Raw genomic sequence first — 15,816 nt, 5'->3', positions numbered from 1 at the left:
AACACCCATCCATTCATAGCAGTATCCCATCTACTTTTAGCTGTTGCCACGGAGGAGTCTTGCGAAAAATTCGCGCAGTGTCCCTGCAACGGGCATTTGATGTTCTGATACGCTCGAACGCAATGGAGCGCTGCTCGCTTCCTTCGCGTCAACCTCCCCCTTACTCTGATGAATTTTCGAAATATGAACCGTCATTTCATCAAGCTTGTTGCAAAGCGACGCAAGTCTAGGATCGATCGATTGGGGCATTATGGCTTCTCAATGTTCAAATAAAAAGCAAACCGCGCTGCATCGCGGGCGTCTACAATTCGAGTTCTCTCTAAAAAACGGAGAGTGTAACGACAATCCGATTTATGTTGAATTATGGGAGAAAAGGTCCTTCGGAAATCGCTTAGTGAAAGCTCTCTGACAGCCGAAAATCTGACATTTAGCAGCTCGAGAACTTTCCTTAGCTCATCCCCCTCACTCTGAAACTCAATTGTAGTGTCAGTAGCAACCACGGTGGCAAGGGGTTTAACCACCTTCTTTTCCCCCACGACGTCGAAAAGGCAAGGCGGCTTCCCTAATCCATCCTCCAATTTTTTTAAGCGCATCAAGCCCGCCTTCAAATTTTGCATCCCGCCGGCGTCGCGAACTACTTCGTTAGCATTTTTAATCGCAGATACCCCTCCATTCCGGTTAATAAAATCGGCCATTCCCTTAAGCTGGTCAATGGGAGCCATATTTGTCAAATCATCAGTCAATTCTGTGATTGTCGAAACCCCTGTTGCGTCAAGCAACTTCTTTATCTGGTCGGCAACTTCTTTCTGTTCACGCTCTTTGTTTGCTTGGGTGGACTGGCCCAAAACATATAGAACCAATCCAAAGAAAAAGACCTGAACCAAAAAATCAATTAAAGTGAAGAAAAAGACGTCATCAGACCTTTTCATCGGACCGGCTCCGGTTTAGTTCTATCGATGATATTTTGTGCGACCTGCGAAAGCCTTTCAGTGAACATTGAAGCAGCTTCCGCAGAGCGTTTGATATCCCCTTCGAGAGCAAGGGTCGATCCATGAATCGCAGTTTTTATGCCAGTCGAGGATGTTAAAATTGCGTCTTGGGCGAGTTGGAGTGAGTTAGTAAAGCCATGGAAATCCCTGTGAAGATGCTCAATTAACTTCTGCAATCCATCCGCTGTTTCAAGAAGTTTTGTTGCACCTTCCACTGTTTTAGCGGTCCGCACGGAATTTTCGGATAGTCTTTCACTGTGCGTGGCAGCTACCTCAATAACCTCGAAAATTCGTTGAAGGCCCGCCGCGATTTCATTCGCTGTGTCGTGAAGAAGCGCCGTGCGTGCAGGCAAATCGCCGATACTCCTATCAAATTCACTTGAGATTTTCGTTATTTCAGTGAACCGTAACGCAAGAATATTAGAGCCGGATGCTAATGGTTCCATGGCAGAAGTAACCTTCGACATCCCAACGGCTAATGAATCGGAAGCTACTGCAGCACTTGCGATCTGGTCTAAGGAAGTATTAATTCTTCCAGAAGCCTCGGCTAACGCTTCAAGCTGTTCCGTGGCCTTCTTGGTAAGCGTTCGCATTTGCTTGAAGGTCGGCCCGGTATCGCTCACAGTGCTGACCATTTGGCTCAAGCCCTCTGCGGCGACAGACATCGTTGTGTTGCATTCGGACATGCTAGCCGTAGCTTCCTTAAGCGTTTCCGCAGACTTGATAAAGGCTCCATCGTCGCCACCTAGTGCATCAATTTGAGCGGCCAAAGTTCGCACGGTCTCCTGAAACCCATCTGTCGCGACGACTGATTCCTGAGTCGATTGTGCGCTCACCCGCGCCTTTGATGCCAGATCGGTAAGGGCTGCATTCAAGAGTGAAGTTGCTTCTGAAGTCGATTTGAGGCTACGCGCCAACTCTTCCCGTTCAGCTACGAAAGAGGTTTCGGAAACAAGTCCACGTATTTCCGCAAGACTATCCCGAGCCGATGCCAGAGTATTTTTCATTTCTGCGTCGAACGCTCTTGCCGCATCCATCATCATTCGTTCGGAAGAACTCCTCGTTGATTCCGTCATCTCTACGGTTCGTCTAATAATGTCCTTCGAGAACTCAGCGAGCTGACTAGACGCCATTTCGACATTGCTCACCAATTCGACGGAGCGTTTCACGTATCGGTCCATGAGAGCTTCTGGACTAGCCTCATCCACCATTGATGCAGAGCTAGTAAGATGCATACGGGCTACCACCGCGTAACCAGTCGCGAATAATCCCACTCCGAATTGATAGATAACCGTGTTTAAATTTCCCTCGGACCCTCGAAATGCAATTGAAATCGCGCTAATTCCCAAAGCCGACACCGTGACCAAGAATCCAAAGTAATAGACGCTATCGATCGCCGTCCCACTGAGCCCCTTCGAAGCCTGAGGCCATAAAAATAATAAATGATAGTAAACCAACGGCAGAATACCGCCCAACATAGCCACCCAGGGCGGTAGACGGAAAAAAGTGCTACTAGCAAGCACAACAATAGAAACGACGATACACTTGAATAGCGTTAAGAAATAGTTGCGATTCATTTGGAATGCCTAGGAATAAGCTGAGCGTGGCCGGCTCCGCCGGGAAGGTAACGGATTGAAAGTGCCGCGTCAGCGCCAGGATTGTCACCAAAAAACCATGGCCAGAATTTATCTCTGCATTTTAACGTTCCCGCAGTTTGCCCGAGCCTTGGGATCAGGTTAATATCGATTCGCGCATTTGAAAACTTCGGCCGTTCCATGGCACCGTGACGCGATAGGCGGTAACGATCTATGATATTTGCCGATGATTCGCAACCATACATCGTGAACTTCTCCGTATTTTCCAACATATCTGAAAAGATTAATAAAGTGCTTCGATCGCCTGCTAAATATTCACTGAGGGCAATATCAGTTAGCGTCTGCGCAATTGGAGATTCTTTGCTTTCGGCTGGGTTCTTTTGCAATATCTCTCGGAGAGGCTTTTCAAAAGTTGCGTGGAACCGCTTCTGAATTGTTTGGATTCCCTCGACCATTCTATTTCCATCATTAGGCGGTTTGCAAACCGAGAGTACGGGTCTCAGTGCGCGCTGCGAATCATCCGAAACAGTAAAGATCGAAACACGTTCATTGACCTTTACTTCCCCTATTATCCGAGCCATCGCACGTGCGGCAATTTCACTCTTTGTCTGCTCAGGTATCTCTTCTGAATAATCCAGAACAATCACTGTATTTCCTACCGGCGTACCCACACAATTGTCGCCCCCCGGCTTTGCGTGCTTATCGAAAGCAATTTTTACCGCAAAAATGACAATGAAAATTGCAGAGACCGCAGCGATCAGCCAAATCCCTTTCTTATCTTTTCGGCTAAGCATTGGTCGTCATTTCCAGATTGTCGCGATGAACAGTTGCCACTGCTCGGTTGATTCGTTCCTTGGCTTCGTTCTCCACGTCACGCAAGAAAGCCGAAAATGTAAAACTCAAGATTTTTGCCGAATCGCTCTGTAACGCCTGCAATTTTAGATTTAACGCGTCTTGATTTTCGTCACGCCAGATTTTGACATCCGTCTGAAGCCGTGCGAGTTGATCGAGGAACGGTGTGGCCGGAGAGACATCAATTTTCGCAATCAAATCCGGGATGATTTTAAAATAACCCGGCACAGCTGTCGCGCGGATCGATGCATTTGCGTTGCGATACGTGCTTAAAACCAGTGCAAAATCTCGTTGAATGGCCTGCGCTTGATTAATCAATGTAGATTTGGCGATCTGCAAATCTGATATTCGACGCGACGCGAGATTAATAATCTGCGCCGGTTCGTGAAGAATGGCTTGCGTTTCTGCTTTTCTGTGGTGCAAATATTCTTTTATTTTTTGTCGAAGCATCTCTTGTTGCACGGCTTCGGATTTTAACGCCTCCTTGCGCGTTCGATCCAGCGCACCGTATCCTGGAAATTTATCGTCCAGTGTATAGCCTTTATAAAACGCCAAAAAACTTAAAACTAAACCAAGCCCGAACAGAACAAAACTTGTTAAATCAGAAAAGCCCATTCCCAAATAGAATATCTTTTTTGCTTCGGCAGCGGCAATTGCAAACCCGTGCCTCATCTGAATTCCATCAGACGGATCCAATATTAATTGATATTCTGAACGAAACGCCGCAAATAGTGCGTTGCAATAGATAGCCAGAACCAGAAAAGCAATTAAACATCCGTAACCCACAAACCGATAATCGATCTTTGATAGATTTTTATATCGAAAACCATAACCCAAGATCAACGCGCCTACCATATTAATAAATGAAACGCCCAGCGCTACAGTAAATCCCCCCAATAACCCTTGAGAATTTTCGTAGAAAAATGCATTAACAATGGTTTCAATAAGAGCGAGAGCGAAAATTAAGGCCAGATGCCATATCACACTCTCCGGATAACTGGCTTGAATTGTGATACCATTAATTGCACGAAGGTGGCGCCAGTCCACTTCCGTTTTCATTCGATTTTCGGTCAACAATACTAATGCGTCCCGCTCTGCCGACATGTCGGCCTCGATTGTCGCCAATAGTGTTGTGTCAAGTAGTAGCTGATCTGCCCGACCTTGGAGCTCTACCACTTTTTGCCCCGATTCCGCAATCGCGCGAGAGGATTCCGTCAACACTGCATCGAATAATCGCTGTTCAGACCCGATCCATTTTTCCGCCTCCGCTTGCAGCGTCGTCTCATTCTGGTCCATCTGTAACGCGTCACCAGGCGGTCTATGGTGAGCCGCCTCCTTTTCGCCGCGTTTTCGGTAGGCATCGAGCTCGGTGGAAAGTTCGCCGGCATAATTCGTGTAGGTAGGCATTTATGAATATCTCTGGTGTTGATCGATTGGCAACTTATCGCACTTGGGCAACTGTTCCTGCGTGCAATTTATTATAACGGTTGGTTTATCTTTTAGCATCATCTTGTTTGATATCAATGGAGCTAACACAGCATTCAACTGCAAACTCCTCGCCGTTCCCGCTTATGTCTCGCTAACGAAAGACGAATGTGGTGCGCTATCTTGAGTAGAAGCGCAACGTTCTGCGGACACGTACCGATGCGTCCCAGGCTCGGCTACTGCTGCGGCGTAATCGAAACACAGCCTGTAACGCAGTGCTACATTTCTTCAATGAGCGAGGTGCCATCTAGATGGGGCGCCGCGCTTGCAAGATGAGGACTGCTTCCGCCTGCGGCCAGCGTCCTCAGACAAGTTAGGATTTCGTCACACGGGGCGCACAGATATTTTTGTGCATGCGGTCGCTTCCACGGGCGGCGCCGCCGGAGCGCCAACTCCTTCGACGAGCGTCGCGAAGATGCTAAGCAGCGCTTCGTCGGGGGGTTGATCGAGAGCGCCTTGCAGGGTTATGCGCGGGCCGCGTGTAAGCGTCCAGGTCGATGCTCACTCCGTTCAACCGGAAAATAGCGCCCATGGGGGTGTCGCGCCGTAGTTAAATCGATAAATGCGTCCAATTAAAGTTAGCCTTGCGCGGAGCACGTTCTCCGGCGCCAGCCTATCCCGCATTACGTTGGCGACTCTGCTTTTACTTGATACTGTCAAAGCCGCGTGGGATGAATTTGCGTGCTCGGGACAGAATCATGTAACGCTTTTCCCGGCTGAGAGCGATGTAGCATCGTGCGTGAAGCCGGCGCCGATCACCGACATCCGCGTGCTGTTGCACCAGATAGCGAAACGAATGTTTCAATAAAGACAGAAAAATGGCAACATAGTCGAATGACGCCGATCCCCTACTACGATCAGAACGCACCAGCACTGGTGACTCAATATGAATCGTTGGCGTTCGAGGACGTGCATGCGGCGCTACTCAATCTGCTGCCCCAGCCTGGCGCCACTATTCTGGACATTGGCGCCGGCTCCGGTCGCGACGCTGCCTGGTTTGCGGCCAATGGATACGATGTCGTTGCGGTCGAACCGTCCGACGCAATGCTGCAAAGGGGACGGACGTTGCACCCGTCATCCCAAATTCACTGGTTGTCTGACAGCCTTCCCGAGCTCTCCCAGGTACGGCGCCTTGGACTGACCTTCGACCTCATTCTCCTGTCCGCGGTATGGATGCACATTCCTCCGGCGTCTCGTGCGCGAGCCCTGAGAAAGCTCGCCACGATGTTGGCGCCTGGCGGCCGCATTGCCATCACTCTCAGACTTGGTGCGCCTGATCGCGAACGCGAGATGCACGAAGTCTCGCTGCAGGAACTATCGTCACTCTCGCAGCAGTTCGGACTCAGAGTGGTTCACGCGAGCGAAAGCGCCGATCGATTGGGCCGCGTCGGCATTTCTTGGACCACTGCGGTCCTTGGGCTGCCTGACGACGGACTCGGCGCCTTGCCTCTTCTCCGCAACCTGGTTCTGGTGGACGACAAATCTTCCACATATAAAATCGCCCTATTACGCATACTGGCTCGGATCGCGGACACTGCGAACGGTACGGCACGCCACGAATCCGATTTCGTCGCCGTCCCCATGGGCATGGTCGCACTGTTCTGGATGCGCATGTACAAGCCCCTGATCGAAAGCGATCTGCCGCAGATGCCGCGTACGCGCTTAGGCACACGACCTGGCTTTGTCACGGACAGCTTCAACGCCCTACGGATCATCAATCCCTTCGAACTGCGTGTGGGGGCAACCTTCAGTGGCGACACGGCGAAGCATCTCCAACGCAGTCTTTCCGAGATCTCGCAATTAATTCGCCGGATGCCGGCCACCTATTTGCGCTGGCCGGCGAGTGACCAGCCCATATTCGAAATTCAATCTGGCCGACGCACCACTACCCCATCGCCGCTCTCGATTGACGCGCCCTTCCTCTGGAGCTTCGGCGAACTACGCGTGCCTCCCCAGATCTGGCTGGCCCTCACTCGCTACAACGTTTGGATTGAACCAGTCCTCATATCTGAGTGGGTCAGGCTGATAGAAGTCTATGCGGGGAGCGGCCAGCCGAACGCACGTCAACTAGCCCAAACAAAGTTGGCATGGTCAGATCCTGAGCGCGACACCCGAATCGCGCGCGAAGCCGTTGTGCGTCTCCGTTCGGCGGGGAAGGCTGTCTACTGCGTGTGGTCCGGCCAGCGATTGCGTGACGACTTCGATATTGACCACTGCTTTCCGTTTGCAGCCTGGCCTTGTGGCGACGCATGGAACCTGATGCCCGCGTCAAAACAAATCAACAATCAAAAGTCGAACCGCCTCATTACGCAGGGTGCACTTGAGCGCGCGAGTGATTACATCACCAACTGGTGGGAAGACGCATTCTTAGCCGACGGTCAAACCTCCAAACATTGCTTTTATCTTGAAGCCGCACAAACTCTGCCCCTCCTGATAGAACACCCGGCGCCGGCGGATATCATCGATGCGATGAAGATGCACCGCATCCGTCTCTCCAAAGATCAGGGACTGCGGCCATGGGAGCCTACACCGACGGCCACGCTGAGAGGCCCCAGGGCCAGCATCATCGAGCAGGTTTGATCGGTACTCTCCTCGTGAACAGTGGAGGACATCCGCGCACATTATCCCGATGAAGAGGCGAAAAAAAGCTCCCGTCAGGGAGCACCGATATGCTGCTGGCGGAAGCGGTGAGATTCGCCTACCTTCGGCAGGCCGCTCCACCGCGAGTACGCGGATGGCCTTCGAATCTCACCCGTGAGCCACGCAGGTGGCTCACTCGCTTCCGCCAAAAAATAAAAAAGCCCCATTCGGGGCTCATTTATTTCTTGGCGGAAGCGGTGAGATTCGAACTCACGAACAGGTTCCCCCGTCGCCAGTTTTCAAGACTGGTGCCTTCAACCGCTCGGCCACGCTTCCTGCAAGACCCGCATTATACATAAATCACCTCCCCGCCGGTAGCGCAGGGCCCGCCATCACAGCAGCCAGTTCTCCCGCAGCGCCGTCTCGAACGCCCCCGCCGCCAGCGGCCGCGAGAACAGATACCCCTGCACTTCATCACAACCCGATGCGCGCAGGAATTCCAGCTGCTCGACCGTCTCCACCCCTTCCGCAATCACCTGGTGCCCCAGCTTCTGGGCCATGCCGATGATGGTGGTGGCAATCGCGCAATCGCTGGCGTCATTCGGCACACCGGTGGTGAACGAGCGGTCGATCTTCAGCGTGTGAATCGGAAAGCGCTTCAGGTACGACAGGCTCGAATAGCCGGTGCCGAAATCGTCCAGCGACAAGGTCACGCCCAGCGCGTTGATCTCGCCCATGATGTCGATCACGCGCTCGATGTCGTGCATCAGCGCGCTCTCGGTAATTTCCAGCTCCAACCAGCTTGGCGCCAGCTCATAGCGCCTCAAGGTCGCCGCCAGCCGCCCCGGCAAGGTTGCGGTAAATTCGCGCGCCGACACATTGATCGCAATCCGCAGCGGCGGCAGCCCCGCCCTCTGCCAGATCGCCGCCTGCGCGCACGCCGCTTCCAGCACCCACTCGCCCACCTGCACGATCAGGCCGGTCGTTTCGGCCAGCGGAATGAACTCGGCCGGCGGCACCAGGCCGCGCTCCGGATGCATCCAGCGCACCAGCGCCTCGGCGCCGATGATGCGATGGCCGTCGATCTGGAACTTCGGCTGGAAGTGCAGCAGCAGTTCGCCGTGCCCCAGCGCATGGCGCAGGCCCGACTCGATCCGCATGCGCTCATGCATGCCTTGGTTCATGTCGAGGCTGTAAAACGCCACGCTGTCCTCGGGATTATCGTGATGGCCCTGCTTGGCGCGCGCCATCGCGATGTCGGCCAGCCGCAGCAGGGTTTCGGCATCGCCGCCGTCCTGCGGATACACGCTGATGCCAACGCTGGCGCCCACGCGCAGGTCGTGTCCTTCGATCAGGAACGGCCTCCCGAGCGACGCCTGCAGCTTCTGCGCCACCGTGGTCGCCTCGAAATGCTGGCGGATGTCGAACAGGCCGACGACGAATTCGTCGCCCGACAGCCGCGCCACGATGTCTTCCTCGCGCAGCGCGTCGCGGAAACGCAGCGACACCTGCCGCAGCAGTTCGTCGCCGATGCGCCGCCCGAGCGTGTCGTTGATCCACTTGAAGCGGTCGAGGTCGATGAACAGCACGCAGCCGGTCGCCTCGTTGCGCTGCGCCACCATCAGCGCCTGGTCCAGCAGCTTGGTCAGCAGCGTGCGGTTCGGCAGGCCGGTCAGCGCGTCGTAATAGGCCAAATGGTGCAGGCGTTCCTCTGCCTGCTTGCGCTCGGTGATGTCGCTCAGGTAGGCGATCAGGCCGATCGGGCGCTCGTCGAGGTCCACCAGCGGCGTCAGGGTCATGCTGGCCCAGAACACTTCGCCGGATTTCTTGCGGCGCCGCACTTCCATCAGGCGCCCGCCCTGCTCGGCAAAGCTGTCGTGAAAATTTTCGTCCTCGTCCACATACAGGAACAGGATGTGATTGCCGATCGCTTCCACCGCGCTGTAGCCGAACAGCCGCTCGGCGCCCTTGTTCCAGCTGGTGATGTAGCCGGTCCGGTCGAGCGTGAGCACCGACTCCTGAATCTGGTCGAGCACCTGCAGCTGGTGCGCAAGCTGCGCCTCCACCTGCACGAAGGCGTGCGTCGAGCGCTGCGCCAGCGAATGCACCTGCATCAGGCTGGCCGTCAGCCGCGCCAGGCTGGCGAGGTGATGGCGGTCTTCCGCGTTGTAGCCGAGCCGGCCGAACACGCGGTAGCTGCCGAAGCGGTGGCCGTCGCTCGCGACTTCCTGGCGCAACTGTTCGCCGATCGGCGCAAACGATTCGTGCTCGCCGTCGCCTGCCTCGAACACGCCGTACGGGCAGCCCAGCAGGGTGCGCGCGATGCGGCCCAGTTCTTCGTGCAATACCTTGCCGCGCAGCCGCATCACCGCGTCGCACAAGGCGTCGCTGCTGGTGATGAAATCGGACACTGGCTGCGCGCGCATCTATAGGTTCCTGCTGACCTGGATCGCCCAGTGGTAGGCGTGCAATTGGCTCTGCCACCAGTGCGCCGGCGTGACCCCGGCGGCCAGCAGCGCGTCGCGCGATGGCGCCTCGACCAGCGCCAGCAGGCGGCCCATCGAGCCGTCGCGCGCAATCAGCGCCGCGGCCGGATCGGGCGCCAGGCGCAGGGCGTCGGCGATCTCTTGCATCGAAATGCCGAGCAATACGTCGAGCAGCGAGAACACGCCCACCATGAACGCCAGGTCCTGCGTTTCGCGGTCGCCGCCGCGCTGCTTGCACAGCGACTCCATCTGGGCCGCGCGCAAGGCGGCCACCGGGAGCAAGGGATTGGGCAGACCGTCCGCCCGCTGGCGCACGTACAGCAGCAATTGCAGCCAGCGTTGCAGCTGGCGCCGGCCCAGCAGGCCGATGGCCTGGCTGAAACTGCTGATCGGGGTGCTGGGGGCGAAGGCGGCGGAATTGACCAGCTTGAGCAGATGGTAGGACAGTGTCGGGTCTTGCTTGAGCAGCGCTTCGACCTCGCGCGTGTCGGCGTCGTCCGCCAGCAAGCCCAGCAGGTTCAGCAGGCGCTTGCGCGAACTGCCGTCGTCCTGCTCGTCCGATTGCGGCGGACGGATCGGGTAGTCGCCGCAAAACCAGCTGAAGCCGGCGCGCGCGCATTCGTCGCGGCGCTCGGCACTGTCGACGCCGCGCGCCAGGTGCGGGCCGAACAGCGGCGCCAGCGTGCCGGGGGCCGGCGCCGCGGCGCTGCAATCGAGGGAGATGGCGCGCAGCGTTGGCGCATCTGTCACGCCGTCGCGGTCGGCGCCGTCGAGCAGGACCCGGTAGCCCTGCTGCTGCAGCGCCGCGGCGGCCTGGCGCTCGGCCTGGCCGGCCATCGCCGCGGCGTCGATCGCGAACATCACGCGGGTGGACGGCATCAGGGCCAGCAGCGCCGGGGTGAGCAGGGTTGGCGTCGATATCAGCAGCAGGCAGTCGAGCGGGGCCATTGCCGACAGCAGGTCGCCGGAGGCGAACACGGCGTGCCAGGCGGCGGCCTCGTCATCTTCCGCCTGGCTGGCGTCGATGCGCAAGGTCAATGCAACCCATTGGTTGCCCGCATTGGCAGCAGCTTGCATGTCAACCAACGGGAACGGGAGGGTTTGCAACACGGTGGTTTGAAAGAAGGTAGGAATACCGCCAATACTAGTTCAGCAATTGACGGAAAGCAACATTTTATTACTCCGCGAGCGCGCAATCAGGTCAAAAAACCACGTCGGCGGCGCTCGCTGCTCCTGGGGTCTGGTCCTGCGGACCTGACCCCGTTTTGGACGCGGACGCGTACCACATCGGCGATCGGACTGATTTGCTGGCGCCGACAAAAATGGGGTCAGGTCTGAGATGCACCGGTTTGGTGGACAGGTTAATTAGCAACACATGTGCTGCGCCTGGACCTGCGCCGGCGTTTTGTAGCCGAGCGATTGATGAAGTCGGATTGTATTGTAGTACACCTCAATATGATCTTTGACGGCGGCAACTGCGGCAGCGTGATCTTCATACACGAAGTGATGCGTCAACTCGTTCTTCAGGTTCGAGAAGAAGCTCTCCGCAACCGCGTTATCGTGACAGTTCCCTTTGCGGCTCATGCTCGCAATTGCGCCCTTCGACTCGAGGTAGTCGCGAAACTTCTTCGAGCCGTAAGGCGATCCCTGATCCGTGTGGCAAACGAGCCCTGGCGGCGGGCGATATCGCTCCATGGCCGCTTCGATCGTCTGCACGGCCAGGGCGGCGGTCTGGCTCGTTCCCATCGCCCAGCCAATGACAGCGTGCGTGGACAAATCCAGGAATATCGACAGATGGCTTATCCCCGTCCGCGTGGTGATTTGCGTCATGTCGCCCACCCACACGCGGTTTGGAACGGCGACCTTGAATTTCCGGTTCACCAGATTCGGGGCTGGCGGTTCTTTTTGTTGCGGTGCTGGTTTGCTTTGCAGTCGTTGGGTTCGAAGCGTCTGAATGCCGGCGCAACGTCGTAGACGTGCCACTCGATTTCGCCCGCATGGATTTTTTTCCGCGCGTAGCACCCGCCACATCTTGATGACGCCTGCAGCGCGCCGGTGTTCCGCGTCGATCTCGTGAAGCCTCGCAATCAAGGCGATGTCCGCGCTATCGCGCGGGCTCATAGGGCGACAGCGCGAGGCATGGTAGCCGCTTCGGCTTACGCCAAGTAAGCGGCACATCAGCCCGACCGGATACATCTCGGCATGCTCGCGAATGAAGGCGTACCTCAGCGCTATCGGCGCATGAAGTACGCCTCGGCTTTTTTTAGAATTTCGAGCTCCAGTGCCAGGCGAAGATTCTCCTTGCGAAGCCGAGTCAGCTCGTCTTCCTCGCCAGCTGGCGGGCGCCCAGGCGGTCGAAACGCCAAGTCCGGGCCGACCAAGTCGACCCGCTTCGCCCATTTATAAAGCTGATTTCGACGCACGCCGAGCTCTCGCGCCAGCGCCGCGGCGTTATCGCATTGCTTCAGACGTTCAACCGCTTGGAGCTTGAACTCCGGGCTAAAGACCTGGTTTTCAGATGATTTTACGAGTTTGGTATCCATGGAACGTATTGTCCCCTATTTGGATGTCCACCAAACTCGGTACATCTCAGGTCCGCAGGACCAGACCCCGCCACTTCGTGACGCGGCGCCGGACAAGCGCGGCCGCTGCAGCCAACCAGTCGGAGGCTGGGCCAACGGATCGACGAGGACGCGCCCCATTTCCCTTGCGGCCGCCGTATGCATGAGCGCGCCGCATCCCGCTGCGCTCCATTCGTTTTTCCGCAGTGAAATCCTATCTGTTTCCCAGCGGCCCGGCCTCTTTTGCGACACATCAAGCGCGCGCCGGATCTTTCCTCGTATATTTTTCCAATCGGAATTTGCATTCTTCCGTGCAGCGCGTCGTCCTTTCGCTTTTCAACCGTGTTCCGCCGCCGGGTTAGCCATGCTGAACTTCGAGCGTTCCAGCCTCAACCAGAAACTGACGATCATCTCGTTCCTGTCGACGGGCACCGCCTTGCTGTCGGTGTTCCTCGCTTTCGCGGTGACGTCGGTGCTGAACCACCGCAAGGACGAGGGCATGCAGCTGTCGTCGTTCGCCGGCGTGATCGGCGCCAACAGCGTGGACGCGCTCGTCTTCAACGACCGCAACGGCGCCCAGAACACGCTGTCGGCCCTGAAGGCGAAAGAGGAAATCTCGAACGCGACCCTGTTCGACCGCAACGGCAAGGTGTTCGCGCGCTACGTCGCGCCCGGCCGCGCCGAGGAGGTGTTCGCCAACGTCGATCCGGTCGGTCCCGGCGAGGACGCGCTGGCCGAGGCCAACGCCCAAGGCCGCTCGTTCTGGAGCACGCGCATGCGCCTGTACCGCGAGGTGACGGGCAACAGCCACCAGGTCGGCGTGGTGATGATCGAAGCGGACCTGACCAATATGTGGCTCGACATCTTCAAGAGCCTGGGCGTGATCGCCGCCGCGATGGGCGCCTCGCTGCTGGTGGCGATGATGCTCGCCAGCCGCTTCAAGAGCAGCATCGCCGATCCCGTCACCAAGCTCATCAACGCGGCGCAGAAAGTGTCGGCCAGCCAGAACTACACCTTGCGCATCGCGCACGAGCGCACCGACGAGCTGGGCACCCTGATCGACAGCTTCAACGACATGCTGGCCCAGATCGAAGGCCGCGGCGCCGCCCTCACCCACCATCGCGACGAACTCGAACGCCAGGTCAGCGTGCGCACCGAGCAGCTGGAGAAGGCCAAGAACGCAGCCGAGGCCGCCAGCCGCGCGAAGAGCGCCTTCCTCGCTACCATGAGCCACGAGATCCGCACGCCGATGAACGGCGTGCTGGGCATGACCGAAATGCTGCTGGGCACCAGCCTGTCCGAGACCCAGCGCAAGTACACCAAGCTGGTCAAGAGTTCTGGCGAGCACCTGCTGGTGATCATCAACGACATCCTCGACTTTTCCAAGATCGAGGCGGGCAAGCTGTCGGTCGAGTACATCAATTTCAACCTGTGGGACCTGCTCGACGACATCAACAACGTGTACACGCCGCAAGCCCAGGGCAAGGGCATCGCCCTCGACTTCGATATTGCCAGCAACATTCCGGTGTCGATCTGCGGCGACCCGAACCGGCTGCGCCAGATCATGGCCAACCTGCTCGGCAACGCCCTCAAGTTCACCGACCAGGGCCGCATCATGGCGCGCGTGCAGGTCAACCAGGAGGACGCCCAGGCCGTGGCGCTGCGCTTCGAGGTGCACGACACCGGCATCGGCGTCTCGCGCGAGGCGCGCGGCCGCATCTTCGAGGCCTTCTCGCAGGCCGACGGCTCGACCACGCGCAAGTACGGCGGCACCGGCCTGGGCCTGGCGATCTCGAAACAGCTGGTCGAACTGATGGGCGGCAAGATTGGTGTGGACAATGCTTCAACGCAAGGCTCGATCTTCTGGTTCACGGTAAGTTTCGACAAGCGGCGCGTCGCCCCCGACGAGCCCGGATTCTCACTGACCGCCATCGAGGGACAACGCGTGCTGATCGTCGACGAACATCCGTCCAGCCGGGAAGAACTGGAGCGCCAGATCCTCGCGTGGAACCTGGACTGCGACAGCGTCGCATCGGCCCTGCAGGCTTCCGAGCGGCTGCTGTCGGCCGCGCGCGCCGGCCAGCCCTACGACGTCGCCATCCTCGACATGGAGCTCGAGCGCACCAGCGGCCTGTCGCTGGCGGCGCAGATCAAGGCCGATCCGGCCAGCCGCGCCACCCGCATCCTGCTGCTGAGCGAAGAGCGCCTGGCGGCCGATCCGGTGCAGCGGCGCGAGGCCGGCGTCGCCTACCAGCTGATCAAGCCGGTGCGCGCCGGCGACCTGTTCGAATGCATCGCCGCGCGCCGCCGCAAGCCCATCGCCGCGCCCGTGCCGACAGAGGCGCCGGCGCCGGTGCGCGCTCCCGCCGCCGACCCCGGCGCGGCGCGGCAGCGCAAGGTGCTGCTGGCCGAGGACAATCCGGTGAACGTCGAAGTGGCGACCGCAATGCTCGACAGCCTGGGCCTGGCCGTGAGCTGCGCGCGCAACGGCGAGGAAGCGCTGCAGGCGGTGCGCGAGGGCGGCCAGTACGACATCGTGCTGATGGACTGCCAGATGCCGGTGATGGACGGCTTTGCCGCGACCAAGGAGATCCGCCGCCACGAGCGCGAAGGCGGGCGCGCGCGCAAGCTGCCGGTGATCGCCATCACCGCCAATGCGCTGCAGGGCGACCGCGAGTCCTGCCTGGCCGCCGGCATGGACGATTACCTGAGCAAGCCGTTCACGCAGCAGCAGCTGGCCGCCCTGCTCGGGCGCTGGATCGCGCTGCCGCTGGCCGGCGCAGCGCCGCAGGAGGCGCCGTATGAGCCGGAGCCGCGGGAGGCGCCGCGCGCGTCCGAGCCGCTGGTGGCCATGGTCCACCACGACGACGAGCGCCCGGTGCTGCCTGCCGCGGCGCGCGAGCAGATCGCCCGCGACGTGATCAACCTGCACGCGCTGGAGAACATCCGCGCGCTGTCGGCCGACCGCGGCGGCGCGCTGGTCCAGCGCGTCATCAACGCCTACGTGGACGACACGCCGCAACACCTCGACAAGCTGCGCCAGGCCATCGCCGGCCTCGATACGACCAGCGTGCGCAAGGTCGCGCACAGCCTGAAGTCGAGCAGTGCCAACGTCGGCGCCGAAACGCTGGCGCAGATGTGCAAGGACCTGGAGATCCTCGGCCGCAACGACAGCACCGAAGGCGCGGCCGGCATCCTCACCGACATGGAGCATGAATTCCAGGCAGTCCGGCATTCGCTCAGTGCCATCCTAGAGAAGGAAACTTGA

Annotated in this window: 10 protein-coding genes and 1 tRNA gene; 2 read left to right on the top strand and 9 right to left on the bottom strand. The window is 58.3% G+C overall.

Features of this window, described 5'->3' with window-relative positions; translation table 11 throughout:
- Positions 1 to 248: 248 nt before the first annotated feature.
- The 4 genes from Q4S45_RS04590 to Q4S45_RS04575 are packed head-to-tail and all read right to left on the bottom strand — an operon-like array spanning position 249 to position 4,843.
- Positions 249 to 929, bottom strand: a complete 681-nt coding sequence (locus Q4S45_RS04590; protein ID WP_305509576.1) for a hypothetical protein — start codon at positions 927 to 929, stop codon at positions 249 to 251.
- Positions 926 to 2,566: a PspA/IM30 family protein gene (locus Q4S45_RS04585; RefSeq protein ID WP_305509574.1), complete on the bottom strand. Its 1,641-nt coding sequence runs from the start codon at positions 2,564 to 2,566 to the stop codon at positions 926 to 928. The genes Q4S45_RS04590 and Q4S45_RS04585 overlap by 4 nt, the downstream gene beginning before the upstream one ends.
- Complete coding sequence (locus Q4S45_RS04580) at positions 2,563 to 3,378, bottom strand: hypothetical protein (RefSeq protein WP_305509572.1); 816 nt, start codon at positions 3,376 to 3,378, stop codon at positions 2,563 to 2,565. The genes Q4S45_RS04585 and Q4S45_RS04580 overlap by 4 nt, the downstream gene beginning before the upstream one ends.
- A complete protein-coding gene (locus Q4S45_RS04575) occupies positions 3,371 to 4,843 on the bottom strand; it encodes a hypothetical protein (protein WP_305509570.1) in 1,473 nt (490 codons plus the stop codon). The genes Q4S45_RS04580 and Q4S45_RS04575 overlap by 8 nt, the downstream gene beginning before the upstream one ends.
- An 813-nt stretch (positions 4,844 to 5,656) precedes the next feature.
- Here Q4S45_RS04575 and Q4S45_RS04570 point away from each other — a divergent pair.
- Positions 5,657 to 7,501 (top strand): bifunctional 2-polyprenyl-6-hydroxyphenol methylase/3-demethylubiquinol 3-O-methyltransferase UbiG, encoded by a 1,845-nt coding sequence (locus Q4S45_RS04570; protein ID WP_305509569.1) that lies wholly within the window; start codon positions 5,657 to 5,659, stop codon positions 7,499 to 7,501.
- Positions 7,502 to 7,747: 246 nt separating this feature from the next.
- Here Q4S45_RS04570 and Q4S45_RS04565 read toward each other — a convergent pair.
- From Q4S45_RS04565 to Q4S45_RS04545, 5 genes are all read right to left on the bottom strand, one after another.
- A tRNA-Ser gene (locus Q4S45_RS04565) sits at positions 7,748 to 7,837 on the bottom strand.
- A 56-nt stretch (positions 7,838 to 7,893) separates the two neighbouring features.
- A complete protein-coding gene (locus tag Q4S45_RS04560; protein WP_305509567.1) occupies positions 7,894 to 9,927 on the bottom strand; it encodes a bifunctional diguanylate cyclase/phosphodiesterase in 2,034 nt (677 codons plus the stop codon).
- Positions 9,928 to 11,064 (bottom strand): HDOD domain-containing protein, encoded by a 1,137-nt coding sequence (locus Q4S45_RS04555; RefSeq protein ID WP_305509565.1) that lies wholly within the window; start codon positions 11,062 to 11,064, stop codon positions 9,928 to 9,930.
- A gap of 288 nt (positions 11,065 to 11,352) precedes the next feature.
- Positions 11,353 to 12,201, bottom strand: a complete 849-nt coding sequence (locus Q4S45_RS04550) for an IS3 family transposase (RefSeq protein WP_305512046.1) — start codon at positions 12,199 to 12,201, stop codon at positions 11,353 to 11,355.
- 17 nt (positions 12,202 to 12,218) lie between these two features.
- On the bottom strand, positions 12,219 to 12,530 hold the full coding sequence (locus Q4S45_RS04545) for a transposase (protein WP_305505222.1): 312 nt from the start codon (positions 12,528 to 12,530) through the stop codon (positions 12,219 to 12,221).
- A gap of 382 nt (positions 12,531 to 12,912) precedes the next feature.
- Here Q4S45_RS04545 and Q4S45_RS04540 point away from each other — a divergent pair, with 382 nt between their 5' ends.
- Positions 12,913 to 15,816, top strand: coding sequence for a response regulator (locus Q4S45_RS04540; protein WP_305509563.1), 2,904 nt, complete (start codon positions 12,913 to 12,915; stop codon positions 15,814 to 15,816).

The sequence above is a fragment of the Massilia sp. R2A-15 genome, from assembly GCF_030704305.1.
GTDB lineage: Bacteria > Pseudomonadota > Gammaproteobacteria > Burkholderiales > Burkholderiaceae_D > JAFCUW01.
Note: the sequence above shows the minus strand (reverse complement) of the source record. Positions and strands in the feature narration are given on the sequence as shown.